Source organism: Rheinheimera fenheensis (genome assembly GCF_039871805.1).
GTDB lineage: Bacteria > Pseudomonadota > Gammaproteobacteria > Enterobacterales > Alteromonadaceae > Alishewanella > Alishewanella fenheensis.
This window is the reverse complement of record NZ_JBDPJM010000006.1, coordinates 143,396-169,589: the sequence shown is the minus strand read 5'-3', so window position 1 is coordinate 169,589 and position 26,194 is coordinate 143,396. Positions and strand designations below refer to the sequence as shown.

The 26,194-nt window shown below is 51.2% G+C and carries 26 protein-coding genes and 1 tRNA gene; 13 read left to right on the top strand and 14 right to left on the bottom strand.

Annotation, left to right across the window (positions count from 1 at the left end; all coding sequences use genetic code 11):
• The first annotated feature begins 98 nt into the window (after nucleotides 1-98).
• Nucleotides 99-380 (top strand): pyrimidine/purine nucleoside phosphorylase, encoded by a 282-nt coding sequence (ppnP, locus tag ABGI61_RS11090; protein ID WP_347601026.1) that lies wholly within the window; start codon nucleotides 99-101, stop codon nucleotides 378-380.
• A 29-nt stretch (nucleotides 381-409) separates the two neighbouring features.
• Nucleotides 410-2,212, top strand: a complete 1,803-nt coding sequence (locus tag ABGI61_RS11085; protein WP_440590656.1) for an ABCB family ABC transporter ATP-binding protein/permease — start codon at nucleotides 410-412, stop codon at nucleotides 2,210-2,212.
• 110 nt (nucleotides 2,213-2,322) lie between these two features.
• Here the strand turns inward: ABGI61_RS11085 and ABGI61_RS11080 are convergent, their stop codons facing one another.
• The 3 genes from ABGI61_RS11080 to ABGI61_RS11070 form a co-directional block, all read right to left on the bottom strand.
• On the bottom strand, nucleotides 2,323-2,997 hold the full coding sequence (locus ABGI61_RS11080) for a nitroreductase family protein (protein WP_347601024.1): 675 nt from the start codon (nucleotides 2,995-2,997) through the stop codon (nucleotides 2,323-2,325).
• Nucleotides 2,998-3,286: 289 nt separating this feature from the next.
• A complete protein-coding gene (locus tag ABGI61_RS11075) occupies nucleotides 3,287-4,186 on the bottom strand; it encodes a dienelactone hydrolase family protein (protein ID WP_347601022.1) in 900 nt (299 codons plus the stop codon).
• A 91-nt stretch (nucleotides 4,187-4,277) separates the two neighbouring features.
• A complete protein-coding gene (locus ABGI61_RS11070; RefSeq protein WP_347601020.1) occupies nucleotides 4,278-5,153 on the bottom strand; it encodes an MBL fold metallo-hydrolase in 876 nt (291 codons plus the stop codon).
• Between the two features lie 133 nt (nucleotides 5,154-5,286).
• Between ABGI61_RS11070 and ABGI61_RS11065 the strand changes: the two genes are divergently transcribed.
• From ABGI61_RS11065 to ABGI61_RS11030, 8 genes are all read left to right on the top strand, one after another.
• The gene (locus tag ABGI61_RS11065) at nucleotides 5,287-6,036 is read left to right on the top strand and encodes a sulfite exporter TauE/SafE family protein (RefSeq protein ID WP_347601018.1); all 750 of its coding nucleotides are present in this window, start codon (nucleotides 5,287-5,289) and stop codon (nucleotides 6,034-6,036) included.
• 19 nt (nucleotides 6,037-6,055) lie between these two features.
• The gene (locus tag ABGI61_RS11060) at nucleotides 6,056-6,457 is read left to right on the top strand and encodes a rhodanese-like domain-containing protein (protein ID WP_347601016.1); all 402 of its coding nucleotides are present in this window, start codon (nucleotides 6,056-6,058) and stop codon (nucleotides 6,455-6,457) included.
• Between the two features lie 12 nt (nucleotides 6,458-6,469).
• The gene (locus ABGI61_RS11055; protein ID WP_347601014.1) at nucleotides 6,470-6,874 is read left to right on the top strand and encodes a YeeE/YedE family protein; all 405 of its coding nucleotides are present in this window, start codon (nucleotides 6,470-6,472) and stop codon (nucleotides 6,872-6,874) included.
• A 10-nt stretch (nucleotides 6,875-6,884) separates the two neighbouring features.
• On the top strand, nucleotides 6,885-7,292 hold the full coding sequence (locus ABGI61_RS11050; protein ID WP_347601012.1) for a DUF6691 family protein: 408 nt from the start codon (nucleotides 6,885-6,887) through the stop codon (nucleotides 7,290-7,292).
• Nucleotides 7,293-7,400: 108 nt separating this feature from the next.
• Entirely contained in the window at nucleotides 7,401-8,612 is a 1,212-nt protein-coding gene (locus ABGI61_RS11045) for a methyl-accepting chemotaxis protein (RefSeq protein WP_347601010.1), read from the top strand.
• Nucleotides 8,613-8,765: 153 nt separating this feature from the next.
• The gene (locus tag ABGI61_RS11040; protein ID WP_347601008.1) at nucleotides 8,766-9,842 is read left to right on the top strand and encodes an efflux RND transporter periplasmic adaptor subunit; all 1,077 of its coding nucleotides are present in this window, start codon (nucleotides 8,766-8,768) and stop codon (nucleotides 9,840-9,842) included.
• Nucleotides 9,839-12,958: an efflux RND transporter permease subunit gene (locus tag ABGI61_RS11035; protein ID WP_347601006.1), complete on the top strand. Its 3,120-nt coding sequence runs from the start codon at nucleotides 9,839-9,841 to the stop codon at nucleotides 12,956-12,958. The genes ABGI61_RS11040 and ABGI61_RS11035 overlap by 4 nt, the downstream gene beginning before the upstream one ends.
• Before the next feature lie 105 nt (nucleotides 12,959-13,063).
• On the top strand, nucleotides 13,064-13,756 hold the full coding sequence (locus ABGI61_RS11030; protein ID WP_347601004.1) for a transporter substrate-binding domain-containing protein: 693 nt from the start codon (nucleotides 13,064-13,066) through the stop codon (nucleotides 13,754-13,756).
• Nucleotides 13,757-13,831: 75 nt separating this feature from the next.
• On the opposite strand, the gene ABGI61_RS11025 is transcribed toward ABGI61_RS11030, so the two are convergent.
• From ABGI61_RS11025 to dnaQ, 3 genes are all read right to left on the bottom strand, one after another.
• Nucleotides 13,832-13,908 (bottom strand) — tRNA-Asp (locus ABGI61_RS11025).
• 108 nt (nucleotides 13,909-14,016) lie between these two features.
• The gene (locus ABGI61_RS11020) at nucleotides 14,017-15,456 is read right to left on the bottom strand and encodes a TIGR03503 family protein (protein ID WP_347601002.1); all 1,440 of its coding nucleotides are present in this window, start codon (nucleotides 15,454-15,456) and stop codon (nucleotides 14,017-14,019) included.
• Nucleotides 15,444-16,145 carry a DNA polymerase III subunit epsilon gene (gene dnaQ / locus ABGI61_RS11015; protein ID WP_347601000.1) on the bottom strand — a complete coding sequence of 234 codons (702 nt, stop codon included), beginning with the start codon at nucleotides 16,143-16,145 and terminating at the stop codon, nucleotides 15,444-15,446. The genes ABGI61_RS11020 and dnaQ overlap by 13 nt, the downstream gene beginning before the upstream one ends.
• Nucleotides 16,146-16,210: 65 nt before the next feature.
• On the opposite strand from dnaQ, the gene rnhA reads away from it, so the two are divergent.
• Nucleotides 16,211-16,693: a ribonuclease HI gene (rnhA, locus tag ABGI61_RS11010; protein WP_347600998.1), complete on the top strand. Its 483-nt coding sequence runs from the start codon at nucleotides 16,211-16,213 to the stop codon at nucleotides 16,691-16,693.
• 142 nt (nucleotides 16,694-16,835) lie between these two features.
• Here rnhA and ABGI61_RS11005 read toward each other — a convergent pair whose 3' ends face one another.
• The 8 genes from ABGI61_RS11005 to ABGI61_RS10970 form a co-directional block, all read right to left on the bottom strand.
• Nucleotides 16,836-17,420 (bottom strand): glutathione peroxidase, encoded by a 585-nt coding sequence (locus ABGI61_RS11005; RefSeq protein ID WP_347600996.1) that lies wholly within the window; start codon nucleotides 17,418-17,420, stop codon nucleotides 16,836-16,838.
• 86 nt (nucleotides 17,421-17,506) lie between these two features.
• Nucleotides 17,507-19,492, bottom strand: a complete 1,986-nt coding sequence (locus ABGI61_RS11000; RefSeq protein WP_347600994.1) for a TonB-dependent receptor — start codon at nucleotides 19,490-19,492, stop codon at nucleotides 17,507-17,509.
• Nucleotides 19,493-19,563: 71 nt separating this feature from the next.
• Nucleotides 19,564-20,076, bottom strand: coding sequence for a hypothetical protein (locus tag ABGI61_RS10995; protein WP_347600992.1), 513 nt, complete (start codon nucleotides 20,074-20,076; stop codon nucleotides 19,564-19,566).
• On the bottom strand, nucleotides 20,076-21,143 hold the full coding sequence (locus tag ABGI61_RS10990) for a tetratricopeptide repeat protein (RefSeq protein ID WP_347600990.1): 1,068 nt from the start codon (nucleotides 21,141-21,143) through the stop codon (nucleotides 20,076-20,078). Before ABGI61_RS10990 ends, ABGI61_RS10995 begins: the two co-directional genes overlap by 1 nt.
• Nucleotides 21,144-21,198: 55 nt before the next feature.
• Nucleotides 21,199-21,681, bottom strand: coding sequence for an Ig-like domain-containing protein (locus ABGI61_RS10985; RefSeq protein ID WP_347600988.1), 483 nt, complete (start codon nucleotides 21,679-21,681; stop codon nucleotides 21,199-21,201).
• Between the two features lie 10 nt (nucleotides 21,682-21,691).
• Nucleotides 21,692-23,272 carry a DUF4331 domain-containing protein gene (locus tag ABGI61_RS10980; protein ID WP_347600986.1) on the bottom strand — a complete coding sequence of 527 codons (1,581 nt, stop codon included), beginning with the start codon at nucleotides 23,270-23,272 and terminating at the stop codon, nucleotides 21,692-21,694.
• A gap of 128 nt (nucleotides 23,273-23,400) precedes the next feature.
• On the bottom strand, nucleotides 23,401-24,081 hold the full coding sequence (locus ABGI61_RS10975; RefSeq protein ID WP_347600984.1) for an anti-sigma factor: 681 nt from the start codon (nucleotides 24,079-24,081) through the stop codon (nucleotides 23,401-23,403).
• Nucleotides 24,078-24,632 (bottom strand): sigma-70 family RNA polymerase sigma factor, encoded by a 555-nt coding sequence (locus ABGI61_RS10970; RefSeq protein ID WP_347600982.1) that lies wholly within the window; start codon nucleotides 24,630-24,632, stop codon nucleotides 24,078-24,080. The genes ABGI61_RS10975 and ABGI61_RS10970 overlap by 4 nt, the downstream gene beginning before the upstream one ends.
• A gap of 179 nt (nucleotides 24,633-24,811) precedes the next feature.
• Here ABGI61_RS10970 and gshB point away from each other — a divergent pair, with 179 nt between their 5' ends.
• Complete coding sequence (gene gshB, locus ABGI61_RS10965; protein WP_347600980.1) at nucleotides 24,812-25,852, top strand: glutathione synthase; 1,041 nt, start codon at nucleotides 24,812-24,814, stop codon at nucleotides 25,850-25,852.
• A gap of 86 nt (nucleotides 25,853-25,938) precedes the next feature.
• Complete coding sequence (locus ABGI61_RS10960; RefSeq protein WP_008221845.1) at nucleotides 25,939-26,145, top strand: PA3496 family putative envelope integrity protein; 207 nt, start codon at nucleotides 25,939-25,941, stop codon at nucleotides 26,143-26,145.
• Nucleotides 26,146-26,194 lie beyond the last annotated feature (49 nt).

Genomic DNA, 26,194 nt, shown 5'->3' with positions numbered 1-26,194 from the left:
TAAAATTTGGCCACCCAGATAGCTAAATTTATATACGGCTATTTCTTTCACCGTGTAATTAGGTTTTACTGTTAGCCTTTGTTAAAGAGGAGCGACAGATGTTTAAAGTAAACCAGTATTTTGACGGCAAAGTGGCCTCAATCGCCTTTGCCGGTGAGCAACTCCCTGCCACCGTCGGTGTAATGGCGCCGGGCGAATATGAATTTGGCACCAGCCAACATGAAGTGATGACGGTAATAAGTGGGGCTTTAACGGTGTTGCTACCCGGCGCCGCAGGCTGGCAAACCTTTAGCCGCGGCCAGCAATTTGAAGTGCCGGCAAACAGCAAATTTCAGTTGCAGGTGGCCGTTGATACCGCGTACCTTTGCACCTACGCCTGATGTTGTGACAAGGATTAACCATGCGCGGTATGCGCTCTGCGGCCAAACAACCCGAGCCAACTAAACGCCCCGGGGCAACCAGCTTGAAGCAAACCCTGGCCATGCTTTGGCCGTATTTGTGGCAATTTAAATACCGCGTGCTGCTGGCGCTGCTGGCACTGGTTGGCGCCAAAGCCGCAGTGCTGTTTATGCCAGTGGCGCTAAAATACATTGTCGATGCACTGGATAGCGGCCAGCAAGTATTGTTAGTGCTGCCGGTTGCACTGTTACTTTTGTACGGCGGCTTGCGTTTTGCCGGGGTATTTTTAGGCGAAGTAAGAGACGCCTTATTTGGCCGGGTGACAGAGCATGCGATGCGCCAACTCGGCCTTCGGGTGTTTAAGCACTTACATAGTCTGGAGCTGGCATTTCACTTAGACAGGCAAACCGGCGGCATCAGCCGTGATATCGAGCGCGGCACCAATGGCTTAAGCTTCTTGATGCGCTTTTTAATGTTTAATATCGCGCCGACGTTGTTTGAAATTCTGGCCGTTGCGGTTATTTTCGCCGCCTTGTTCTCACCGCTGTATTCACTGGTTACCGTGCTGGCAGTGGGCATCTATATCTTTTTTACTGTTGTGATTACCGAGTGGCGCAATAAATACACCCGCGAGGCCAACCAGGCTGATAACACCACCAACAGCCGCGCCATCGACAGCCTGCTAAACTACGAAACGGTAAAATACTTTAACAACGAGCAATATGAGGCCAATACCTACGACAGCTTTTTAGCCAAGTGGGAGCAGGCCAGATTAAAAAACCGCTTAAGCCTGCTGGCATTAAACTCGGGGCAGGCGCTGATTATTGCTGCGGCCATTACCGCACTTATGTGGTTGGCCGCTGACGAAGTGGTGAATAAACAGCTGACGCTAGGCGATTTGGTGATGGTAAATGCCTATATGATCCAGCTGTTTTTGCCACTGAATTTTTTAGGTTTTGTTTACCGTGAAATTCGCCGCGCTTTAACAGATTTAGAAAATATGCTGGGGCTACTACACCGTAAGCCGGCTATTGTCGATCACCCCGATGCCATGCCGCTGCAACTAACAAGCGGCGAGATCCGCTTTGAGCAGGTGTCATTTGCCTACCAGCCCGCGCGACCGATCTTGCAGCAGCTCAGTTTTAATGTCGCCGCCGGTAGCAAAGTAGCGGTGGTCGGCGCCAGTGGTGCCGGTAAAAGCACTATATCGCGCTTATTGTACCGGTTTTACTCTATTAACGCCGGCGCGATTTATATTGATGGCCAGGACATCAGCAAGGTGACGCTGGACAGCTTGCGCCGCGCCATTGCCATAGTGCCCCAAGATACGGTGCTGTTTAACAGCAGCATCCGCGACAATATCCGCTATGGTCGGCCCAATGCCAGCGAGGCTGAGATTGATCAGGCGATTAAACTGGCGCACCTGCGCCACTTTATCGATAGCCTGCCAGAGGGCGATGCCACGCTAGTGGGCGAGCGCGGCTTAAAAGTATCCGGCGGTGAAAAACAGCGTATCGCCATCGCCCGCGCGATGTTAAAAGGCTCGGCGATCCTGGTGTTCGACGAGGCTACCTCCGCACTGGATTCCGCCTCAGAGCAGGCTATTTTACAGGCCATGCGTGAGGTAAGCCGCAATCACACCAGCCTGGTCATCGCGCACCGGCTTTCAACCATTACCGATGCCGACATTATTATCGTGCTAAAGAACGGCCAGCTGGCCGAACAGGGTAAGCATGATGAGTTACTCGCCGCCAAAGGCGAGTACGCCCGTATGTGGCAGCTGCAACAAAAGCAGCAAGCCATTCAGCACTGAGCAGTCTGCAACCGCTGAGACCCGACTAGTAGTTACTTAAAACCCTAACTGCCTCTGCGATATCGCATACTATGAACGTCGGGTTAGACCACATAAGCATTTGCGCTGCATTACAAAAAGCTGCAGATCTGTTCGAGGCTTTTCTTTTTCATCGCATGTGTTGGCACGGTGGCATCATCTGCCGGGTAGCCGGTGACAATCAGCATATAGGGCCGCTCGTTTTCATTGTCGCGGCCACAGATCTTGCTTAAAAAACTCATCGGCTTGGGCGTGTGGGTCAAGGTGCCAAGACCGGCGTGGTGCAGTGCCTGTAGTAGAAAGCCAGTGGCCAGGCCTACTGACTCATGTACGTAGTAGTTAATTTTATCATCTGCTGCCGCTATGCCGCCGCGCTTTTGGCTAAATACGGCAATGAGCCAGGGGGCTGTATCCAGATAGGCTTTGTTCGCATCTGTGCCAAGCGGTTTTAATGCCTCCAGCCATTCTTCACCAGCACGCCCACTGTAAAAACCCTGCTCTAATGCTTCTGCCTCCTGGCGGATCTGCTGTTTTACATTAGGGCTTTGAATAGCAACAAAGTGCCACGGCTGATGATTAGCACCACTGGGGGCTGAGCCTGCCGCCAATATACATTGTTCAATAATCTCACGCGCCACCGGTCGGTTGGAAAACTTACGAATAGAATGACGACGGCGAATATCCGTCAGATACTGCTGTGCTCTAGCAAGCATCTGCTCTGGTGGGTATTCAATAAAATCGGTCAGCGGAATATGTTGCTCAGTCATCTCATTCACCTTAGCCAAACTCAAAACACAGCCGTTTATAGCGAATATTTTGGAGGTATGCCAGATAAGAATGCGGGCTTTGCATGCGATACATTAGGCTGTACTGCAGTTTTAGTGGTGAGACAGGCCGTCATAACCGCTTACACTTTGTTACCCCCTTTAACCGGTAAAGCCTTTAAGCTTGCGTTATATCAAACCAGTGTATTGCCAGGCGCGTTACACTGCATTTAGTTTAGTACCTCTTGTTGCATTCGGCCGGTCAGTGCCCCAACCCCTGACCGGCCTTTTTTTAGCTTAAATGCTGACGGAAAAACGCCAGTGTTCGCTGCCAGGCCAGCTCCGCCATCTCTTTGTTATACCTGGGAGTCGAGTCGTTATGAAAGCCATGATGCGACGCCGGATACACTTCAATTTTGTAGTTAAGCTGATGCTGCTTAAATAGCGCTTCGGCGGCCGGCCATTGCTGATTAACCCGCTCGTCCAGTTCACCTAACTGCACCAGTAACGGCGCACGAATGTTACCGATAGACTCGGCCGGTGGCGGCGAGCCATAAAATGGCACACCGGCGTCGACGCTATCAGGCAGCTGTGCTGCCAGGCGCCCGGTCATAGCACCGCCAAAACAAAAACCCACTACCCCCAGTTTGCCACTTCCCCCTTCCAGTTGCTTCAGCCAGCGGGCGGCGGCTTCTAAATCGGCAACAATTTTTGCACCGTCCAAGCTGCGCTGCATGGCACGGCCAGCATCGTCATTGCCGGGGTAGCCGCCCAGCGGCCATAACGCGTCTGGCGCAAAGGCAATAAAACCGGCCTTGGCTAAACGGCGGGCCACATCTTCGATGTAGGGGTTTAAACCGCGGTTCTCGTGGATCACCAGTACCAATGGCAGCGGCGCAGTGGCATTTTTCGGTTTTACCAGATAGCCCCGCCCTTCACCATGGCCTTGTGGCGAGGCAAACTTCTGGTAGCTGGCAATGATATCGGCATCATTAAAGGAGACCTGCTGCGCCAATGCATAGTTGGGCAGCATACTGTTAATAAAGGTGGTGGCCAGCGTCGCATTTACCGCCAAACCGGCCATAGCAGTAAAAAAGTCGCGCCGGCTTAGCATGCCGTGGGCGTATTTATCGTAAAGCTGATACGCCTTTGCGGGTATCTGAGTTGAAGGCTGCTGTGTGTTGTTTTTCATCCGTACACTTCCCGTTGCTGAGTTGTTGAGCAGGTGTACGGTGTATAGTGCAGAAACGATCGGCTGTCAGCCTCAGCCGATCGTTTCTGTGTTATTGGCCCTGCTTTAGCGGGATCTTAATATAGCTAACGCCATTCTGTTCCGCTTTAGGCAGCTGGCCGCCACGGATATTCACCTGCACTGAGGGGTATATTAAGCGTGGTACCGCCAGCGTTTTATCGCGCGCTTCCCTTTTTTGCACAAACTCCTGCTCAGGCGTATCGGCTTTGACATGAATATTCTGTGTTTTTTGCTCCAGCACGCTGGTTTGATATTTCAGCTCACGGCCATTTGGCTGATAGTCATGGCACATAAAAATTTGCGTGTCGTCGGGCAGCTGATAAATGCGCTGAATAGAGCGGTACAATACATGAGCATCGCCACCGGGGAAATCGCAACGGGCAGTGCCGGCATCAGGCATAAACAGTGAGTCGCCGACAAACAAATTGCCTGCAATAAGATAACTCACACTGTCGTTGGTGTGGCCCGGTGTGTTAATGACTTTGGCTTCAAGGCTACCAATGCTGAAGGTTTCATTGTCGGCAAACAGCTTGTCGAAATAATCGCCCTTGGCCAGCAGTTCATCATCACCGATGTTAAACACCAGCTTAAAGGTTTGCTGTACCTTTTTAATGCCTTCGCCGATGGCTACCGGTGCGCCGGTTTTGGTTTTCAGGTAATGCGCAGCGGACAAATGGTCAGCATGGGCATGGGTTTCTAAAATCCACTGCAGCGTTAACTTATTCGCGGCAAGATAAGCCAGAATGGTATCAGCCCCTGCGGTGCTCACCTGGCCTGCGGCGGCGTCATAGTCCAGCACCGGATCAATCACCACAGCTATACCGCTACTGACATCAGCGACCACATAGCTGAAGGTAGAGCTGTCTTTGTCAAAAAACATTTCTATTGTTGCGTTAGTTGCGACCATACTCACCTCACCCCGTCAGACACAGCTTTACATTAGAACCTGCTAAATTTTGATTGCAGTTTAACCAAACCCACACTAGAATGCAATTATGGTTATAAGTATATTCCTATTGGTTATATAAGGTAAAGTCATTATGTTAGCCTTACTGGGTGCCATTGTTATCGGGTTAAGTCTGGGGCTATTTGGCTCTGGCGGCTCAATTTTGACCGTACCGGTACTGTTGTATTTATTGCACATGCCGCCACAATTAGCCATTGCGTCGTCACTGCTGATTGTCGCGGGCATTAGCCTGTTTGGTTCAGTGCGTAATGGATTACAACGTGTAATCAGCTGGCGCCATGTATGGTGGTTTGGTCTGCCCGGTATGCTGGGCACCTATGGCGGTGCCTGGCTGGGCACCTTGGTGGATGCCCGCTGGCAATTGCTAATGTTTGCCATACTGATGTTGGTCGCTGCCGTGATGATGTGGCGCAGTAATATTGGCGAACTGGGTAACGGCAAAGCCTTTAAACCAGTAAAAATTGTTATTGATGGTTTAGTGGTGGGTGCCATTACTGGTTTTGTTGGCGTGGGTGGCGGCTTCTTAATCGTACCTGCCTTGGTGTTGCTGGGCGGCTTGAGTATGCCAGTTGGCGTGGCGACCAGTCTGGTGGTTATCGCCATGAAGTCTTTTGTTGGTTTTGGTAAATACTATTGGGTGATGGCAGCGCAGGGCGCGGTGTTTGACTGGGCGACCATCGGTTTAATGATTGGCGCCGGTATTGCTGGCAGCTTTACCGGCTCAGCGCTGGGCAAGCGCTTACCCAAACAACAGCTGCAGCGTGCCTTTGCCGTCTTCTTAGTTGTTATGGCCGCCGTGGTCATTTATCAATCTGTTCTTTAACGTTAGCCGGGAGGCTCAAATGAAAACCGCTCAACAACTGGTCGCTGAAGCAAAAGCTGTGATAAAGGAAGTCAGCATTAATGATTTACAACAAGCGCTGAAACAAGACAGTGAAACCGTACTGGTAGATGTACGCGAGCCTGCCGAGTTTAGCCAGCAGCATATCTTCGGCGCGGTAAACTACCCACGCGGCGTATTAGAGATGAATATTCATAATCACCCCAAAGTGGCCGCCAGTGGCTGTGAGCCTGCAGTTGCCTTAAGTCAGCTTGCGACACAGCCGGTGTACCTGATTTGCCGCTCTGGTGCACGTTCAGCACTGGCCGCTGAGTCATTGCAACGTATGGGCTTTGGCAAGGTTTACTCAGTGGCAGGTGGTATGCAGGCCTGGCTGGATGCCGGTTTGGCGACTAAACAGTAACAGGAGCACAGCATGGAAAACTTTACCCCGTTTGAAGCGTTAATCGGCGGCGGCCTGATTGGCCTGGGCGCCATTATATTGTTTATTTTCTCTGGCCGTATTGCCGGCATTTCTGGCATTACCAGCTCGGCGCTGTTTACCAACGAAGGGCGCAGCTGGCGACTGGCTTTTGTCGCCGGTGTGGTTGCTGGCCCGCTGCTACTTGGCTTGCTGGTTACTGACTTTAGCTACAGCACGCCAGAGTTTGGCTGGCCGGTCATTGTTGCCGGCGTATTGGTCGGTATCGGCACCGGCTGGGGTAGCGGTTGTACCTCTGGCCATGGCATTTGCGGCATAAGCCGGTTATCGCCCCGCTCGATTACCGCCACACTGTTGTTTATGCTAAGTGGCGTTGTTGTTGCCACCTTGCTGCGCTAAGGAGTTTACCATGCCCATTATTATTGCTTTTGTTGCCGGTTTACTGATGTCGGTCGGTATTGCTTATTCGCAGATGATTGACCCGCAAAAGGTACTGGGCTTTTTGACGCTAAATGCCAACTGGGACCCCAGTCTGATATTGGTGATGGCTGCAGGTTTGGCGGTTTACAGCACCGGTTTTTGGTTATTTGCTAAAAAAGACAAGCCGTTATTTGCCAGTCACTTTAACTTACCCAGCAAAAAAGATTTAGATAAACCGCTGATTATCGGCTCTTTATTGTTTGGCGCCGGCTGGGGCCTGGTAGGTTATTGCCCCGGGCCAGCACTGGCGGCGATAAGTTCAGGTAGTGTGGGTACGCTGGCCTTTATTGGGGCTATGGTCACAGGCTGGTTTATCAGCCGCCGCTTACCCATTTAAGCGGCATTTGCTGCAGATCAAGCCGGTATGAGCTATCGAGGTCGCGGGCGGTTTTAGGCTATGTTATGCTGATTTTACTGAGTTTAACTTACCGGGAAGAGCGACCTTATGACGGCTTTCACCTCTATTTACCTGTTTATCGAGCGCAGTTTTTTTGCCACCTTAAGCCGTAAAATTATTGGTAATATCAGTTTCTTAGCCCTCTTTTTTCTCCTAGCACTATATTTGGCTTACCCCGCAGGCGGTGCTGGCACCGCTTGGTGGGCTTTGGCAATGTTGGGGCTTGGCGCCTATGTGTTTACCATAGGCTATATGCATTATCTGATTGTGCGGCCGGTAAAAGCACTGGTATCTGCACTGCACGACACCAATCGTAAAGGCACAGATTTGCATCACCGTCTGCCGGCTTTTACTTATGATGAGTTTCGCACCCTGTCTGAAGAATACAATCAGTTCGTTAGCCAGCTAGGCGTGTTGCTTGGTGACATTCACCAGCAAGCCCGCGAAACCCATCAGGTGAACGAGCAGGTGTCCGGTGCAGTAAAAAGTACCCGCAGCCATCTGCAAGATACCGAAAAGCGTAGCGGACAAATTCGCCGCGAAAGTGACATGGTGTTACAGGATCTGGCAGATATTGTGCAGCACGGTGATGAAGTGAATCAGGTTTCTGGTATAGCGGTAGACAAAGCCGCCGTTGCCAGCGGGCAGATGCAACAGTTAAGCGGTCAGCTGTCGGGAATTGTGAAATTATTGGACAGCTTTGCCAGCACCATTACCGGCTTACACAAAAATTCTGAAAATGTACGGCAAATACTGGTGATGGTAGAAACCTTTTCCGATCAAACTAATTTACTGGCATTAAACGCCGCGATTGAAGCGGCGCGTGCCGGTGATGCCGGCCGCGGCTTTGCCGTGGTGGCCGACGAGGTGCGCACCCTGGCCGCCAAAGTTAATGACGCGACCAAACAAATTTCGGGTTTCTTAAATGAAATGGAGCAGCTAGTCGGCGAAACCCGCACCGAGTCACAAAGCCTGAACCAGCAGGCACAGCAAGCGCAGCAGCAAATTGCCAACACCAGTGACGAGTTTCAGCAATTGCAGCAGGAGCTACAACAGGCAAAAAGCGGCATTCAGAATATTAACCAAACCGTGTCGCAGTTAGAGCAACGCTACCAGCAAACCCATCAGCATTTAACTGCTATTGAACAGGTTACCAGCGATGCATACCGCCAGATGGCGTCAATTGATCAGGCGGCAAAAGATCTGCTTAGTGGCACCGCCCGTACTCAGCAGCAATTAGGCCGCTTTGCCCGCAGCTAGCTGCACTGACCTTCTACAGGTTTAACCGGGTGTGGAATACGGTTAAACCTGCCATATTTGCTTACAGTTAGCGGCTTGATGACATTCAAGCCTGTAGGTATATTTGCCACTGTGGTAAACCACCCCCTACCCTTTTGCCGTCAAGGATGCCTTATGCTGAAAACTCTGCCCCGCTCTCCTGTTATTCTGGCCGTTGTTCTCGCTGTCGCCTTAGTGCTCTGGTTGCTCAGCGGCGACCATTATAGTGCGCAGCAAAGCGCGCCGGCCGCACAGCAAGTACCAGAAAAACAACTACCCCAGGTAGAAACCCGCTGGTCAGAGGCACAGCCTTATCAGGCCACCCAGATTGCTCAGGGCCAGGTATTGCCCTGGCGCAGTGTCAGTATAAAAGCGCAACAGGCCGGCCGCATCGAGGCTTTATTAAAACAACAAGGTGACGTTGTACAACAAGGGGATGACTTACTGCGGATTTCCGATGAAGGCCGCAGCGCCATGTTGGCTCAGGCTGAGGCAAATTTAACCTTGCGCCAAACTGAACTGGCGAGTGCCAAAACCTTGGGTAAAGCCCAGTTTTTATCTGCCACGGAGCTTACCCGGCTGGAAAGCGAATTAGCCAAAGCCGAGGCAGAAATGAAATCCGCCAGCCTGGCAGTGCGTCAAACGGTGCCGCAAGCGCCTTTTGCCGGCGTAATCGACCGCAGGCATGTTGAAGTAGGCGACCTGGTGCAAAACGCCAGCGAGCTGTTGCAGCTGGTAAAAATAGATAAACTTAAAGTCACCGCGCAAATTCCACAGCAACATATTACTGCTATGCACACGGGGCAGCGGGCGAATATCCGCTTGCTGGACGGGCGCAGCCTGCAAGGCGAGCTGAGTTTTATCAGCTACGCCGCCGATGCCGCTACCCGTAGTTTCTACATAGAAGTCACTGTCGACAACCCGCAGCATTGGCGCATCGCCGGTGCCAGCGCCACCGTTGAAATACAGCTTGATAGTGTCCAGGCGCATCGCATTTCGCCCGCACTGCTCAGCCTGAATAATAATGGCCAACTGACAGTTGCCACAGTGAATGAGCAGCAGCAGGTGACGATTTACCCGGTAACGATATTAACGGCTGATAATAATGGGGCCTGGGTCAGCGGCCTGCCACAGCGCGCCCATATTATCACCCAGGGGGCGGGCTTTGTTGCCAGCGGCGATACAGTGCGCCTGGGCGGAGAGGCAAAATGAACCAGCTGATCCAAGCCGCTATTGGCCGAAGCCGCGCCAGCATGATGCTGTTGGTGTTTTTATTTATTGCCGGTATCAGCGCTTATCAAACCATCCCCAAAGAAGCTAACCCCGATGTCGCTATTCCGATGATGTATGTGTCAATGTCGCTGGATGGCATCAGTCCGGAAGATGGCGAGCGCTTGTTAGTGCGCCCGATGGAGCACGAGCTGCGTTCATTGGAAGGCATAAAAAAAATGACCTCTACCGCCAGCGAAGGCCACGCCTCGGTGATGCTTGAGTTTGACGCCGGCTTTGACGCCGACAAAGCCCTGGCCGATGTGCGGGTGAAGGTAGATGCTGCGCGCTCCAAGCTGCCAAGCGAAGCTGACGAGCCTACGGTAAACGAGATTAATGTCGGCCTGTTTCCGGTGTTATCGGTGGGGTTGTCCGGCCCGGTATCAGAAAACCAACTGGTATTTATTGCCCGTCAGCTACAGGAAAATATCGAGGCGATTCCCGAAGTGTTGGAAGTGGACATCGGTGGTGACCGTGAAGACTTACTGGAAATCGTCGTCGACCCGCAGGTGCTGGAAGGTTATGGCCTGGACTACCAACAGCTGTTTAGCCTGGTATCCAACAATAACCGCCTGGTTGCCGCAGGCAGTTTAGATACCGGCGCCGGGCGCATGGCACTAAAAGTGCCGGGCGTAATTGAAGATTTAGACGATGTGCTGTCGATGCCGATCAAAACCGACGGCGATACCGTCATTACCTTTGGTGATGTCGCCACCATTAGCCGCAGTTTTAAAGATCCACTGGGTTTTGCCCGCATTAACGGCCAGCCTGCCGTGGTGTTAGAGGTAAAAAAACGCGCCGGCGCCAATATTATTTCCACCATTGAACAAACCAAGGCGTTAATTACGCAGGCCAGTAGCCAGTTTCCGGACGGTATGCAGATTAACTACATTATGGACCAGTCCAAAGAAGTAAAAAACATGCTGTCAGACTTACTGAACAACGTGTTAACTGCAGTGGTGCTGGTGCTTATTCTGATTGTTGCCACTATGGGCGTACGCTCGGCACTGCTGGTGGGTATTACCATTCCCGGTGCTTTTTTTGCCGGCATCCTGATGATAGCAGCGCTGGGTTATACCATGAATATCATCGTGCTGTTTGCGCTGATTTTAGTCGCAGGCATGTTGGTAGACGGCGCCATCGTGGTGAGTGAACTGGCAGATCGCAACCTGGCTGAAGGCCAGCCGCCGAAACAAGCCTGGGCCAATGCTGCCAGCCGGATGGCCTGGCCGATTATTGCTTCTACTGCCACCACCATAGTGGTGTTTATGCCGTTATTGGTCTGGCCCGGTGTAGTCGGTCAATTTATGAAGTACCTGCCCGCTACCGTCATTTTGTGTTTGGTGGCGTCATTATTCATGGCGCTAATATTCTTACCGGTAATGGGCGGCTTAAGCAAAGCACGCCCACCCGTGCACGAAGTACAGCAAAGCGGTGCCGGTAAAGCCTACCGCAGCCTGCTTGGCCGCTTATTACGCCGTCCCGGTTTAACCTTTGCTGGTATGCTGGGCGCTATGCTGCTGATTTTTGTTGCTTACGGTAAGTACAACCATGGCCTGGAGTTTTTCCCGTCAGTAGAGCCAGAATCGGCTCAGGTATGGGTGCGGGCGCGGGGCGATATGTCCATCTACGAAAAAGACGCCTTGCTGCAAAAGGTCGAGCAGCGCTTGCTGGGTTTAGCTGAAGTAAAAGCCTTATACGCGCGCTCAATGGCAAGTGCTGGCGGTGAGCTGGCACCCGATGTAGTCGGCACCTTGCAATTTCAGTTTATCGACTGGCACGACAGACGTCGCGCCGCGGCCATTTTAGACGACATGCGAGCGCTTACTGCCGACATTCCCGGTGTCCTTCTAGAGTTTCGCCAGCAGCAGGAAGGCCCGGCAGCCGGTAAACCCATAGAGCTGCAGGTTAGCAGTATGGAAAGTGCTGCTACAGAGCAAGCCGTACAGCACATTATTGCCAAAATGCGTGAACTGGAAGGCTTTGTCGATATAGAAGATGACCGCAGTTTGCCCGGCATAGAATGGCGTATTGAAGTCGATCGCGCCGCCGCAGCCCGCTTCGGTGCCGATGTGCTGACAGTGGGTAATGCCGTGCAGATGATCAGCAATGGCTTGCTGCTGGCGAAATTCCGCCCCGAGTATGCCAGTGACGAAGTCGATATCCGTGTGCGTTTCCCACAAAACTGGCGATCTTTAGAGCAGTTGGGGCGTTTAACCATTCAAACTCAGCGAGGTCAGGTACCACTGAGTAACTTTATCAAGTTGGTGCCAGCGCCAAAGACCAGTGTCATCAAACGCATTGATGGCAATCGGGCAGTGACGATAAAAAGCGATTTGGCAGAAGGCTTTCAGGTAAGTGAGCGTTTACAGGCACTGCTGGGTAGCGATATTAAGCTGCCAGACAATGTATTGGTTAAAACCGCCGGCGAAAGTGCCGACCAACAAGAGGCGATGAGCTTTTTGCTCGGCGCTTTTGCTACAGCGATATTTTTGATGCTGATGATATTGCTGGTGCAATTTAATAGCTGGTATCAAAGTCTGCTTATTTTATCCGCGATAATTTTCTCCACCGCAGGTGTACTTTTGGGCCTGCTGGTAAATGGCCAAAGCTTTGGCATTGTCATGGTGGGCATGGGTATCATTGGTCTGGCCGGCATAGTGGTGAATAACAATATTGTGCTTATTGACACCTATAATCAGCTGCGCGATGCCGGCTTGTCTGCCCGCGATGCGGCGCTGGAAACCGGTTGTTTACGCCTGCGCCCGGTGCTGCTAACCTCGATTACCACAGTGTTGGGCCTGATGCCGATGGTTTTGGCGGTGAACGTAAACCTGCTTGAGCCAAGCCTGGGTTTTGGCGCGCCCTCAACCCAATGGTGGACACAGCTTTCCAGTGCCATTGCCGGCGGTTTAACCTTCGCCACGGTGCTGACGCTGTTCTTAACACCCTGTATGCTGGTGCTAGGCGAAAAACTGCGGCCGTGTAAAACGACCAGTGATATAAAAGTAGCCAGCAGTGCTGATGATATTGCCCAGTTGGTGAAAAAGCGGGCCTGAGGTGTATCGGGCAAATATCCGACCAGTCAGTTAGCTGCGATGGCCCGGTTTTTAAGCGTCCGTCTTTAGGCTAAGATGCAGCTAAGTGTTAATACAAGGCTCTGTATGCGTATCTTACTGGTGTTAGGCTTACTACTGTGCTGCAACTTAGCAAGGGGCAGTGAAATCCGCCTCGGAGTACATAAGTTCCCACCTTATTTTGTTATGACAGATAACGAAAACTGTGGCGGTGAGGCGGTAGAGCTGACTCGTAATTTACTGCAAACAGACAGCATTAAACTGACTACCGTTTGCGCGACACCGGCCAGACTCTACAAGATGCTGCAAAACGGTGAAGTTGACCTAACTATTAATATTAAGCAAACCAAAGCCTTGCCCGATAATGTCAGCTTTGTCGCCACGCCTTATGTGCAACTATCGTTAGTGTTACTGACACACGGTGCGGCCGTAGCACGCGATAAAGCCCCTACTATCGCCGCCATTCGTGGTTTTGACTACCACGGCCAGCGTCAGGTATTAACCGATAAAGGCTATACCTTTATCGATCTGCCCGACAGCATCAGTGCGGTTGAAATGTTTATTAAAGCACGCAGCAGTGCGCTGCTGACCTACGAAGCGCCGTTTGACCATTACCTGCAACAGCATAACCTGCCCTTCGCCAAACACTACCAATGCCAGCTGCTGGAGCATATCGATGCGTTTTATGTGATCTCAGAGCAATCAGCACACAAAAGCTATATTAATGACAAACTTAACGAGCATGCCAGGCGTGAACAGTTAAGCTATTTTGCTAATTAGAAATGAGATACCGTTAGACACGCACTGAACTACCGCTAACCAAAAGCAAAAAACCAGCGCAATGCTGGTTTAAAGTGGCGGAGCGGACGGGACTCGAACCCGCGACCCCCGGCGTGACAGGCCGGTATTCTAACCGACTGAACTACCGCTCCGCGCCAATTGCGCTGCAAAATTTCATTTGGGTATCCTGCAGTGCGGCGGGAATGATACGGATAAGCGAAAAGGCCGTCAACTTCTTTTTTGCCGCTTTTGTTTAATCCTTAATCATCCGGCAAGGTCAGATCAAGAATGTCATCCATATCGTTGTTTTTTTGCGCATTCGGCGCATTTCTATCGGTTGCCGCCGCTGTGGCGGCTGGTTTTGCTGTGGTTGGTGCTGCTACTGGCTTTTTACGCCAAAACATCAGGTCAGTGAATTTACGATCCGTCATCACCAGCCAAATCGCTACGCCACCACCGCCCAAAATCACCAGGTTTGCCAGGATCACCAGCAGCCAGGGAAACTCCGGCTCTGGCGGGGCGTTTTCTTTAGCAATTTCATCTTTTATATGCTGGGGTAACTCCTCCAGCACCACCGCTTCAACCACCGGGCGGTTAACCACGAAACTCACTTCAGGCAAGTTCAGCATAAATTCGCGGCCATCCTGCATGGTGCCGTATGCCGATACTTCCAAAATATAACTACCATGGCCACGGTTATGCAGTTTCAGTTCACGCGGCGTGCTGCCTGGCTCGTTCAGCGCAAAGCTGTCTACCTCACCATTGGGGTAACGTACCCGCCCCTGCAGCAACACACTCTCGGCATTCACACTGGCGTCAGTAACTTTAAACAGAACCTGATGCGGTATCGCTTCCTGCTCTGGTTTATCGTCCGGAACCGCAGGCGAGGCAGTAATGTCTGCTACGATAGGTGCAGGTTTTAACACCACCGGTGTTTGTTGCACCTCCCGGGTATACAGTGGCGTTCTGACAATATATTTAGGCGTCCATTCACCGGCGACAAAGCGTAGCTGAAACTCGCCGGTAAACACACCATCGCGCGCTCTTTCATCATAGCCTTTGCCGTCGTCACGAAATTGCGCCACCTGCACCACACCGCGGCCAAAGTTATCGTATTCAGCGTTATTGGTGCTGACAAAGATCACTTCCAGCGCCAGTACTTCATTAAAGTCTTTGGCGGTAATAGGTTCATCACCATTGGTCAGTTTTGCGGTTATTTTTACCGTTTCGCCTACCATTAGGTTAGCCGGTAATGGGTCTACCTGCAGCCGGATTTCTGTCAGCAGCATAATACGGCTTTCCGGCAGCAAGCGGCCTATCGCTTGCCAGGGGCCTGGCATGGGGTTTTTAATCTGAATTAAGTCGTAACTGCTGGCATCGTGCCAACGTACCTGCTGAGCCTCTGCAGTATTAAAGTGGATTTTGCTGCCATCAGGCTTTACCAACACCACGGATGCTGAGCCTCGTCTGCGAAAGAGCAGTAAGGTGATTTCCTCAACGTTGTCATCTACCCGAAAGCGGTTATCGAACAGCGGGATCTGGTTTTTGACCGGCAAATCGTTTAGCAGCGCAAAGCCATGTTCTTGCAGCGCCTGCTCGACCTGCTGTGGTGTAATCGCCTCTTGTGACTGCGGCTCTGCTTGTTGTGCCCAAACAGGCAACGCTAGCAACAGCATCAGACAACAGATTAATTTCGCCACAGGCAACTGCCTCCTTTTTTCTGCACCAGATCAAGCCGGCTTTCATGGGCAGCCAGCTCTGCTTCGCTGGCGCGGATCACCTTTAAGCGACCACTACGTTGTATCGCCACCGGCCCACTGTTATTGCTGGTATTATCCTGCTCATTAGCCAGGTTTAAACTAACCTGACCGCCGGTCATCATCAGATACACATCTGCCAAAATTTCAGCGTCGAGCAAAGCGCCGTGTAAGGTACGGTGGCTGTTGTTAATGTCGTACCGTCGACACAGCGCATCTAAGTTATTCTTCTGGCCCGGATGCATTTCCCGCGCCAGTAATAAGGTATCTAAAATAGTGCAGTACTGCTCTACTGGCGGTAACGCGGGGCGCAGCAGTGAAAACTCATGGTTAATAAAGCCAACGTCGAAGGCAGCGTTGTGAATAACCAGCTCAGCGCCTTGAATATAATCAAAAAAGTTTTTCGCTATCTGGCCGAATACAGGCTCATCTTTCAGTCGCTCGTTGGTAATACCGTGCACCGCCACCGCTTCAGCGTCAATAATACGCTGCGGGTTAATATAGACATGAAAGTTATTGCCGGTAAAACGGCGGTTGATAAGCTCAACACAGCCAATTTCAATAATACGGTGGCCGTCTTTCGGGTTTATACCGGTGGTTTCGGTATCGAGGATAATTTGTCTTTTTGCCATGGCGGTTTCGTTTTCTACAGCATTTGGGTTAGATTATACGCCGTTTTGGTTTGAGGAAAGGCTTAATGCGCAAAACAGTTGCGATCTACACCGATGGCTCTTGCCTGGGCAACCCGGGGCCGGGCGGTTATGGTGTGGTGCTCACCTATAAACAGCATCGCAAAGAATTAAGCGGCGGCTTTAAACTCACTACCAATAACCGCATGGAATTATTGGCGGCCATAGTGGCGCTGGAAAGTTTAAAAGATAGCTGTGATGTAGACTTAACCACCGACAGCCAGTATGTGCGCTTGGGCATTACCCAGTGGCTCTCTGGCTGGAAGCGCAATAACTGGAAGACCAGCCAAAAGCAGCCGGTGAAAAATCAGGATTTGTGGCAGCGGTTGGATGCCGCTGCGGCAAAACACAAGGTAAGCTGGCATTGGGTTAAAGGCCATGCCGGCCACCCAGAGAATGAACGCTGCGATATGTTAGCCCGCAGCGCTGCAGAAGCGAAACCTACAGCAGTTGATAACGCCTTTGAACAAATTCATCAAGCCGGAAATTAGCGTTAACTAACCCTCAACTGCTTGCGCTGCAACACTCGCCTTGGCTCATCAAAGCAACTCGCTACCGCTTGAGCGTTCGCTCAGACACTCTGTGATGACCAACTCGAGGTTCCAGCCGCAGTTGACTACGCCGATGCAGATTTTACTCGCCGGCTTTACTTTCAGTCGCTGCAGCAGCATTAGCTGCCAGCATTTTCTCCAGCGCAGCAATAAAGTCCTTATCATCCGGCGCGGTGCGGCTGCCAAAGTGTTTCACCGTTTGCTCATCGCTACTTACCAGATACTTGTTGAAGTTCCAGCTTGGTGATTCACCGGTTTTGGCAATCAGCGCTTTAAATACCGGGTTGGCCTCATCGCCACGCACCTTAGAGCTGGCAAACATCGGGAATTTAACGCCATAAGTTAAATAACACACTTCAGCCGTTTTCTCGGCGTCGTCATATTCCTGCATAAAGCTGTCTGACGGGAAGCCCAGCACCACTAAGCCCTTGTCTTTATACTGCTGATACAACGCTTCCAAGCCTTCAAACTGCTTGGTAAAACCACATTTGCTGGCGGTATTCACTACCAACAGGGTTTTACCTTTAAAACTGTCACATAAATCAACGCTTTCACGGGTGTTGAGCTGCTGCATAGAGTGGCCGAGGATCTCGCCACACTGAGCGGCCTGTGACGGCGATGCAATCACTGCTCCGGCCAGCACCAGTGCACTTATTAACAACTTCATATTTTCTCCTAATCAGTGTTTATCGACACATTAGTTACGTATCGCAGGCGTTAGCCGATCTGTCCGGGGAACAAGTGTACTCCGGATTAAAAACGGTAAGCCAGCTTTAGTCTTAGCATACGCGGTTCTAGCGGGTGAGAATGTTTGTCCTCAATCCCGCCGGCAGGCTCACCGGCTAGGCGCGAACTGTAAAAATAATCTATATCGCTGTCATCGCTATCAAACAGATTCAGTAACTCCAACGCAAGTTGCCAGCGCTGCAATTGATAACGATAGCCTACATTGACCGTCGTGCTGGCTGATGAACGCTGCTGATTAAAACTATCCAGCGTCCGTTTACCAAAGTGACGCAAACGCACACTCAGCTGCCAAGGACTGTCTGCTTTATAAATCAAGCCCATGCTCAACACAAACGGCAAGGCACCATCGACATAGTTACCTTCATCATCGGCATCTTCAGTAAAACGGGAACGGGTAAGGGCCAGTTCAGTATCCAAACTCCAGTTGCGGTTTAACCAGTAATAGGCCGCCAGTTCAAGCCCATAGCGCTTTGACGCACGGCTTGGTTCATTGGTGCCGGCATCCCCGACATAGAGTAACTCTGAGTCAAGTTTCAGATACCACAACGCCAGCGACACATTAAGTGCGCTGTAATCGAAGTAACGCAGCCCCAGCTCTGCGCCATCACTTTTTACCAGCAAATCTACCGGCAGCACCGCTTCGCCGGTTTGCGGATCGGCTAAGGTAGTAGCGCCTCGGGCATCATTAGAGTGAAACCCCTGGCCGGCATTTAAATAAGCCTGCCAGTCAGCAGCGAACTGATAACTTAACCCGGCTTTTATTGATACGATGTCATCGTGGGTATTACCACTGTTGATTGACGTGTCACTGGCGACATCTGCGGTAAAAAAGTCATAGCGCAGGCCCAGATGCCCTTGCCAATCATCAGCAAGCTGTAGCGTACTTTGGCTAAATAATGCAGCAGAGCCCTGCTTTATGCTGTCCTGACGCACAGTACCCAAGCGCACTCTGGCTTGAGTAGGGTACAAGCCAACTTCAGAAATATCGTCATAGTGCAATTGCACGCCAGCCAGATGCTCCAGCGCAAAGCGGCCCAGCTGTTGGTGCCAATGCCGGCTTAGCTCTGCACCATAACTTCTGCGTTTATCTACCTGTTCAAATTGGTCACCCACAACCGGATCATTGAGGAAATAGGTAAAGTTTGACCAGAGATCTAATCTGCTTTGTATGGCATAAGCATGCCAACGCCAGGCGTCACTGTACCAACTGGCTGACACGCTATAGCGGGCACTGTCGCCACCCACGCTGGTATCCAGTGAGCCAAATGCATCAATCAGGCCCTGGCGTACAGCACGCAGCGGCACCTGATCTGCCGCGTGCCAGCGGTTTTCGTAGGCCATTGCGGTCAGCGCGAATTGTCCCCCACCATACAGCGCACTGTAGCGGCCTAACAGATTTATTTTTTCCACATCTTCGGCAATATCGCTCCAGGGGCCATCATACTGCTGTAACTCTGCCGCAACCAGCATGTCCGCGTGACCATAGCGGCGGCTACCTTTTGCGAGCAATCGCTGATAGCCGTTTTGGCCTAAGGTGAATGCAGCTTCGGTATCGGTGCTGTTTGCCATGCCAAACCTGGCACTACCGGCAGCAGAAAAGTCACCACTGTTGGCATAATATGCACCTTTTTGATAATGAATTTGTGATACCAACTCGGGTATCACAAAGCTTAAATCGGTGTAACCCTGGCCATGCCCATGGCTGCGCATGTTTACCGGCATACCATCCACGTAGGTAGCAAAGTCGGTACCATGATCCAGATTAAAGCCACGCAGAAAATACTGGTTAGCCTTACCACTGCCACTGTGCTGCGTAACCACCATACCCGGTATAAATTCAAGTATTTCGCCGGTCCGTGTCAGGGGTCTGTCAGCAATTTCGGCATCACCCACTATACCTTCAGACGCTGAGCTGGCCAGGCCAAGTAAATCGGTTTGTCGCCCTTTGACACTGATATGCTCCAGCATATGCTGCGATAACGGATCTGCCATAACCGGCATAGCAGTAAAGAGTAAACAGACCGCTGGTGAAGCAAGGTATTTATTAGCCATATATGACTGACTCAGGGTGCAAGTGTTTCAGGGAAAGTGGGTTTATCTGCTGATAACACAGCGTTGGCCTCAGCAGAGGGCAGCAACCAGGACAGTAGTAGCTTGTGGTTGTGCTTGCTATCAAACAGTGCCCGGTAACTGAGCTGCCACTGCTCTGTGCTGCTGCAGTTCACTCTGATGGGCAACACCAAAAACATCTCGTGTTGTAGCTGTTGTACTTTCCAGTCTGCCGAGCCGGTATTTAGCCCACAGGCTCCCGTGGCACTGTTAAAATGGATCTGTTGCCTAACATATTGCTGCACGCTGCTCTGACTCTGTAACACGTGCTGCCAACTCAGCGTATTGTTGTTACCCTCAGCAAGTAGTTCAGCCTGCGCCAGATCATGTAATGACACTTTCCAAATCAGCAGGGGTTGAGATTGCTGCAGATGCACTTCCATATAAGCTGTGCTGAATTTATGCGCATAAGCAGGTGTTAGCGTAACCATGCTGACAAGCGCCAGCAGGACTAAAAAATGTTTCATTACTCAACTCCGGTTTCGTTATTCAGCGCCATGCGGCTTAACATAAGCAATTGCTTGTCATCAGGCTCTTTTGCTGTTTGGTAATTACGCTCGGCCCATTTAAGCGCGGCTTTTGCATCTGCGACGATATACAAAAAATAATTGGCTACATCTGCTGCATGCTCAGTATCACCCCGGGCCAGACGTAATTGCATGCGCTGCGTTAGCCTTTGCTGAAAGTCGCGCGCTTTTCCCAGTTGCTGCTCAGCACGTGCCAGGCGCACTAACAAACTGTCAGACAATTGCGCTGTGGGCAGGACAGACAACTGTTGGTACACAGACGCTGCTTGTCCCTGTGCTAAGTTTAAATCGGCCCATTTAAGCCAGATGCTGGTAGGCGCTTGCGCCAGGATGGGCTCTAACCACTGCGTTGCTGTTGCAGTTAAACCCAGTTGCTCGGCCTGCTCCGCCAGGATGCCTCTTAGCCAGATATTCAGCTCAGTGGGTAAGCCTCTCTGACGTTGCCATAGTTGGCTTAAGGCGGCGTAACTTTGCTGCCACTGGCCTTGCCGACCGGCGACTTCATATTGGCATACGGAAAACAAAAAAAGGTCTTGTTGCCACAAGCGTCCACACGCGCGCCGTGCAGCCTCTGTCTGATCCATAGCCAGATGCACTCTGGCGGCCATTAAGCTGGCCTGCATATCGTTAGCCTGAAGCTGGAACACCTTGTCCAGGCTAGTCAGGGCCTCGGCAAACTGATGCTGTTGCTGCTGAATATCAGCCAGCAGCCGATAGTAGCTGGCAGACGCTGACGCCGGGCTGCTAATATCCTGCAGCAGCTGCTCAGCCTGGTGAAACCAGTCATCGTAACCCGGCCGGCGCGCCCCTGTTAAATAGTGATGTGCTAACTGCAACTTGCTGGCGTCACCCGCGCCACGACGGATCTCTTGCTGCAGCTGGCGCATTGCTTCTGTCAGCGGCAGCTCGGCCTGAATTTGCCATTGTGCTGCGGCTTCAGGGCGAAATTCAGTCGCGCCCACCAGGCACATCCAACACACGCTGACTATATATAGAATTTTTTTCATTATCATTACCAGAAATTGGGCGGCGGGGCCTGTAACAGCCCCGCCGCCTTGACCATTACTGACTATTGATCAGGTCAGCATAATCAGCTTCACTCATCACATCCTGGTTAAACTGCCGGCCATTAAGCGGCAAGGGCTCAGCCTGGCTGTCCTGTGTAAAAGCCATGCGGCTATATGATAAAAAAGACACTACCGCCACATTAACGTCGATAGTAACCTGCCCTTTGTCACTAAGCTTGCCGTCAGATACTTCAACCATAAAACTGTCGCTACCGGTAAACTCAGCCGCCGGGGTATAGCTGAAGCTGCCATCAGCGGCGAGCATCAGGTCACCGTTTTGTGGCCCAGCCACTAGGGTAAACAATAAGCTGTCACCGTTTTTATCGCTGACAATGAGTTTGTCCGTAATGGCGACATCCGTTTCGGTGACAAAACTATTGGCACCCAGCTGAGGCGCAACATTTGGCGCTTTACTGTCGTTACATCCGGTCAATAAAGCAGCGGCGGCCAGGCTGAGTAATAAGGATAACTTTTTCATAGTGCGCTCCTTAGTTTGGTGAACCGGCCAATGGTGTTAGCAAATAAGGGAAAGCCGCATCTAACATACTGGCATTTAACGGCGCACCATCAGTGAAGGGCACGTTGCCCACCGGTGCATCTTCTGGCGCACAGAAACCCAGGTTGGTCGGTTGCCCTGCTACCGGAATGTCATGACACAAGGCGCCCATTACCACTCTCAGGGCAATGTCTACCACATCATCGCCCGGACGACGGCCATTAGGGAAACCCGCCAGATCATCTCCGGCCACACCGAAAGCAGATTGCATCGCGGCAGGCGTGGCGGGAATAGCCGTGTTCAGGCGTAACATTTCAGACGGCGTGACGGTTGCGAGCTGATTAACACCGGCTACCCCCGTCAAGAACGCTGCAACAAGATCGTTACGCGGAAAGTTCGACGGTGCTAAATCGTCAATATTGGTGCCCAGTGTGGCATTAACCGCTTCCTTGAACAGAATATTCAATAACGCCGGTAAACTTGGGTGTGTCACGTAATCAGCAAACTGGCCATCATCTGCTGGCTTGCTACTGTTGAACTTGTCTTTGTCGGCCAGACCAATAACTAACTCGTTCACCAGTGGATTACTCAATCGTGATACCTGCACCATGGCACCACCATTTACTTCAGGACGGGCAAAATTGGCGTTAGGGTTTAACAAACGCGCTTGTGGCAGGCTGGCGGTGGTCCAGGCGCCTATCACGCCGTTGCCGCTACCGGTAACACAAGCTTTAGGCACTTCAATCGCCAGGGCGGTAACATTTTTGTCGCGCAGATCATCATTGGCACTGCTTTGAGTAATACCGCCGGGGAACCCGCCAGCATCACCGGCTCCGGGCGCACTATCCCCTTCCACTGGCACATAGTTTACCAGGTCAAAGGTTTCCCCCAGATTCACCACAAAGGGGTCTTTGCGCTGGCCCACAAAGACGCGGGCCATGGCATCGCAGCCAGGAATGGCGACATCGTACAGGTATTGGTCGGCATAGGCTTGATAGGCGGCAGCATCGCCGAAGGTTTTGTCACCCACATAGTCGTACGGTTTGGTAAATGTTGTGGCACCAGATGGCATCAACATACTGCTGCTGTTGCCAGACGTTAACTCCAGCGTGTAATTCTCGATAAAATTGAGCGAGGCCGAATTGCCAGCGCCAATACCCCCTACATTTTTCAGGGGCACCGCCACCATCTTTTGATTGCCTTCAGGGCCAATGGGCAGCTTAACGCCAGCACCATCGTTCACCAGGCTGTTGCTGAAACGGAAATGAAAACTGAGATTGGCTGCTGCATCACCATCATTGTCGATGTGAATGCTGTAAACGGCTGCCGGATCCATTGCAAAGTAGTTGGGGCCACCATAGGCATCTTGTAGTGGGATATAGTTAGCAATCAGCGTGACATACCCCTCCCGGCCCGGCTCATAGCTGTTAAACAGGTAAAAGTCGGTAGCATCCAGGGTGGGCATGCGGGTGATGTTTGGTGCTTCACGATGGCTGGACGCCTGAACATTAGCTACTGATACCAGCGTGCTTAAGGCAGCGCTGACCGCTAAAAAAGTGATTTTATGTTTCATTTTTTGTGTTCCTTGAAGTTAAGTTGCTACCAAGTAACGACTGACTTTCAGCATCGGATGCAGTTAAAAAGTAAAAAAGTGAAAATAAAAAAACCGCAGAAGCGGTTTTAGTGGATTAAGCAGCTGGCTTACAGCGTGACGATTTCGGCAGTGAACAGCACAGGGCCGGTTGGCGCGCCCGTGGTTGAGCCACCTCTGGGTTCTAAACTTACCGCTAACGCAGCTATGGCGATCCCCTCTGCTTGTGACGGCCAATTTAATACCCGCTCACCCTGTTGAGGTAGCAAGCCTAACGAGATAGGGGCCTGTCCATCAGCAGGTAACATCCAAAGTTCATAGTCATGTTGGATGTCGTCGGTTACCGCTGTGGTAGCCTTCACCTGTAATTTCTGCTCAACCTTACTCACCAGCCACCAGGCTTTGGCATCGCTGGTTTGAATCACCGCGATATCCCGGGGCGACACACTCTGCAACATCGGCCTTAGCATGATCACCGCCAGTAGCAATGATGCCGCCGTAGCCAGCGCCAACCAGTATCGGGTGGTTTTACTCGCCTTAACCGGTGCAGCAGGTGCTGCCAGCCAACCTAAGCGCTGCTGAATACGTTGCCACACTGCATTATTCGGCGTGGTTGCCGGTAAACTCTCGGCAAGGGGATTAAGATGTTGCTCCCAACGCCACACCGTTTTTCGTACCTGAGTATTTGCCATCATTAAGCGCTGAAAGCGTTTACGGGCAGCGCCTTTCATCGCGCCGAGAATAAAATCCACCGCCAGCGCATCCAATAATTCCTGATCTTGGTAATTCATGCTTCAAGGCACCTTTTCAGTTGTGTTAAGCCACGGCGGATCCAACTTTTCACGGTGCCCAGTGCAGAACCGGTATGGGTGGTAATTTCCTGATGGCTTAGTCCGTTAAAGTACGCCAGTTGAATAGATTGGCGATGCTCTTCACTTAAGCCTTGCATGCAATCATCCAGCTTCACCTTTTCCCGTACCAAGCCAATCACCTCCCCCGGCTGCACCTCGTCGCTGCTAAGCTCGAGTTCAGGCGCTGTAATATCCAGATGTTCCGCTTTAACCCGGCGCGACTTCAATAGATCCAGGGCGCGATAACGGGTGATACTGATCATCCAACTCATTACGCTGCCTTTTTCAGCATGATAATCGGCCGCGTTATGCCACACCCGTACAAAGGCGTCTTGTAACACATCTTCTGCCCAGTCATGCCGGCGTAACAGATGCAAACTGACCGAAAACAACTTACCCGATGTGGCCTGGTACAACTGTTCAAACGCCTGCTTATTGCCTTGCGCCGTGGCATAAAGCAGTTGCAACAAATGTTGTTGTGATTGTTCCATCGGTGCCTCTATTTAATTAACCCTCACCTGCAGATACGACACACTGCATGAAACAGATGCAGGCTTTACATTGCCATACGCAAAATTCACGTGTGTTTTTTCCACTATCCGCTATCATCCGCTTCCTTTTTTCACTGGCTCTCGTATGCTAAGCCAGAGTCTACTGCGCCGGAATTGTTATGCGTATTTGCTTTTTAATGTATCCGTGGGAAAAAGTGCAACCCGATGGCGACAGCACTATTCGCATGATCCACGAAGCGGTAAGCCGTGGTCACAGCGTGGCCATTACTCATGCCAATAACCTGACAGTACGTGACAGTATTGCTCAGGCGTTTTGCAAAGTGTTTGTCAAAGGCCAGAAAATCTCCAGTAATATTGCCAGTTTTCACCGTCACGCCAGTTTTAACCAGCAAAAGTTGCCACTGGCTGCCTTTGACGCCATTTTTATTCGCTTAAACCCCCCACTTGATCCGATAGTGCTGAACTTTCTCGATTCGGTACGGGAAGATACGTTTATCATGAACGATTTAGACGGTATCCGCATCGCTAACAATAAGATGTATACCGCCTCTTTGCATGACCCGGACAACGAGTTTATTCCCATCACCCATGTGTCGAAAAATAAAGATTATTTAGCCAGGGTGCTGGCAGAATCGCCCAGCGACAAGATGATATTAAAACCCCTGAACGGCTATGGCGGCAAAGGCGTGATTGTGCTGGAAAAATCGGCCGCACAAAGCGCCCGCTCCTTGCTGGATTTTTATATTGGCGATGCCGAGCGCGGCAATTACGTTATTTTGCAGCAATATGTCGAAGGTGCCGAACAAGGGGATATCCGTATCCTGATGCTAAACGGCAAGCCTATCGGCGCTATGCGCCGTATACCACCGATAGATGATGTACGCTCTAATGTGCATGCAGGCGGCACAGTAATGAAACATCAACTGAGCGAACAGGAAAAACGGCTCTGTGCCCATATCGGCCCCAAACTGGCCCGTGACGGTTTGTTCTTTGCCGGCATTGATGTGATTAACGGCAAGCTGATTGAAGTAAATGTGATGAGCCCTGGCGGCATCGCTCGTATTAACCGCCTAAACGGCGTTCGCCTGCAGGAAAAAGTAATTGATTTTATTGAGCACATGGTTACTAGCAAGCAACAATTGTCGCCACGCAAACAGGGCTTTCGTCAGCTTTTAAGCGATGCCGAACTGAATATTTAATTTTTTTATCGTGTTAAACAAAATAATTCACTGTTTAAAACCACTAAATCTCGGTAAATAGGCAAAAAAATAGCTGAGGTGCGCTTATGTCACAGGTAGAAAGCAACGAGTTTGAACTGGATGACCTTACTGACGACGTTGAGATCATCAAAGAAATATCCCCCAAAGACAGCAAAGCCAAGCAAAAATTAGAAGCTCGGCGACGCATTGACGAGCTGCTGGAGCAAAAACGGCTGCGCCAGTTGTTGGATGACTGGGATTTAGATGACGATGATGCATTAAATGATGCATAAACAACGGGCGCTGTGTAGCGCCCGTTTTTGCTTGTTTAGTACCGCAGTT

Excerpts from the sequence above, each read along its gene's own strand:
- dnaQ (WP_347601000.1), bottom strand. The coding sequence starts at position 16,145 with ATGGCAAAAAGACAAATTATCCTCGATACCGAAACCACCGGTATAAAC.
- ABGI61_RS11065 (WP_347601018.1), top strand. The coding sequence starts at position 5,287 with ATGTTAGCCTTACTGGGTGCCATTGTTATCGGGTTAAGTCTGGGGCTA.
- ABGI61_RS10970 (WP_347600982.1), bottom strand. The coding sequence starts at position 24,632 with ATGGAACAATCACAACAACATTTGTTGCAACTGCTTTATGCCACGGCG.
- ABGI61_RS11000 (WP_347600994.1), bottom strand. The coding sequence starts at position 19,492 with ATGGCAGATCCGTTATCGCAGCATATGCTGGAGCATATCAGTGTCAAA.
- ppnP (WP_347601026.1), top strand. The coding sequence starts at position 99 with ATGTTTAAAGTAAACCAGTATTTTGACGGCAAAGTGGCCTCAATCGCC.
- ABGI61_RS10960 (WP_008221845.1), top strand. The coding sequence starts at position 25,939 with ATGTCACAGGTAGAAAGCAACGAGTTTGAACTGGATGACCTTACTGAC.
- ABGI61_RS11070 (WP_347601020.1), bottom strand. The coding sequence starts at position 5,153 with ATGGTCGCAACTAACGCAACAATAGAAATGTTTTTTGACAAAGACAGC.
- ABGI61_RS11060 (WP_347601016.1), top strand. The coding sequence starts at position 6,056 with ATGAAAACCGCTCAACAACTGGTCGCTGAAGCAAAAGCTGTGATAAAG.
- ABGI61_RS11075 (WP_347601022.1), bottom strand. The coding sequence starts at position 4,186 with ATGAAAAACAACACACAGCAGCCTTCAACTCAGATACCCGCAAAGGCG.
- ABGI61_RS10990 (WP_347600990.1), bottom strand. The coding sequence starts at position 21,143 with ATGAAAAAAATTCTATATATAGTCAGCGTGTGTTGGATGTGCCTGGTG.
- ABGI61_RS11035 (WP_347601006.1), top strand. The coding sequence starts at position 9,839 with ATGAACCAGCTGATCCAAGCCGCTATTGGCCGAAGCCGCGCCAGCATG.
- ABGI61_RS11005 (WP_347600996.1), bottom strand. The coding sequence starts at position 17,420 with ATGAAGTTGTTAATAAGTGCACTGGTGCTGGCCGGAGCAGTGATTGCA.
- gshB (WP_347600980.1), top strand. The coding sequence starts at position 24,812 with ATGCGTATTTGCTTTTTAATGTATCCGTGGGAAAAAGTGCAACCCGAT.
- ABGI61_RS11040 (WP_347601008.1), top strand. The coding sequence starts at position 8,766 with ATGCTGAAAACTCTGCCCCGCTCTCCTGTTATTCTGGCCGTTGTTCTC.
- ABGI61_RS11050 (WP_347601012.1), top strand. The coding sequence starts at position 6,885 with ATGCCCATTATTATTGCTTTTGTTGCCGGTTTACTGATGTCGGTCGGT.
- ABGI61_RS11045 (WP_347601010.1), top strand. The coding sequence starts at position 7,401 with ATGACGGCTTTCACCTCTATTTACCTGTTTATCGAGCGCAGTTTTTTT.
- ABGI61_RS10975 (WP_347600984.1), bottom strand. The coding sequence starts at position 24,081 with ATGAATTACCAAGATCAGGAATTATTGGATGCGCTGGCGGTGGATTTT.
- ABGI61_RS10995 (WP_347600992.1), bottom strand. The coding sequence starts at position 20,076 with ATGAAACATTTTTTAGTCCTGCTGGCGCTTGTCAGCATGGTTACGCTA.
- ABGI61_RS11030 (WP_347601004.1), top strand. The coding sequence starts at position 13,064 with ATGCGTATCTTACTGGTGTTAGGCTTACTACTGTGCTGCAACTTAGCA.
- ABGI61_RS10980 (WP_347600986.1), bottom strand. The coding sequence starts at position 23,272 with ATGAAACATAAAATCACTTTTTTAGCGGTCAGCGCTGCCTTAAGCACG.
- rnhA (WP_347600998.1), top strand. The coding sequence starts at position 16,211 with ATGCGCAAAACAGTTGCGATCTACACCGATGGCTCTTGCCTGGGCAAC.
- ABGI61_RS10985 (WP_347600988.1), bottom strand. The coding sequence starts at position 21,681 with ATGAAAAAGTTATCCTTATTACTCAGCCTGGCCGCCGCTGCTTTATTG.
- ABGI61_RS11080 (WP_347601024.1), bottom strand. The coding sequence starts at position 2,997 with ATGACTGAGCAACATATTCCGCTGACCGATTTTATTGAATACCCACCA.
- ABGI61_RS11055 (WP_347601014.1), top strand. The coding sequence starts at position 6,470 with ATGGAAAACTTTACCCCGTTTGAAGCGTTAATCGGCGGCGGCCTGATT.
- ABGI61_RS11085 (WP_440590656.1), top strand. The coding sequence starts at position 410 with ATGCGCTCTGCGGCCAAACAACCCGAGCCAACTAAACGCCCCGGGGCA.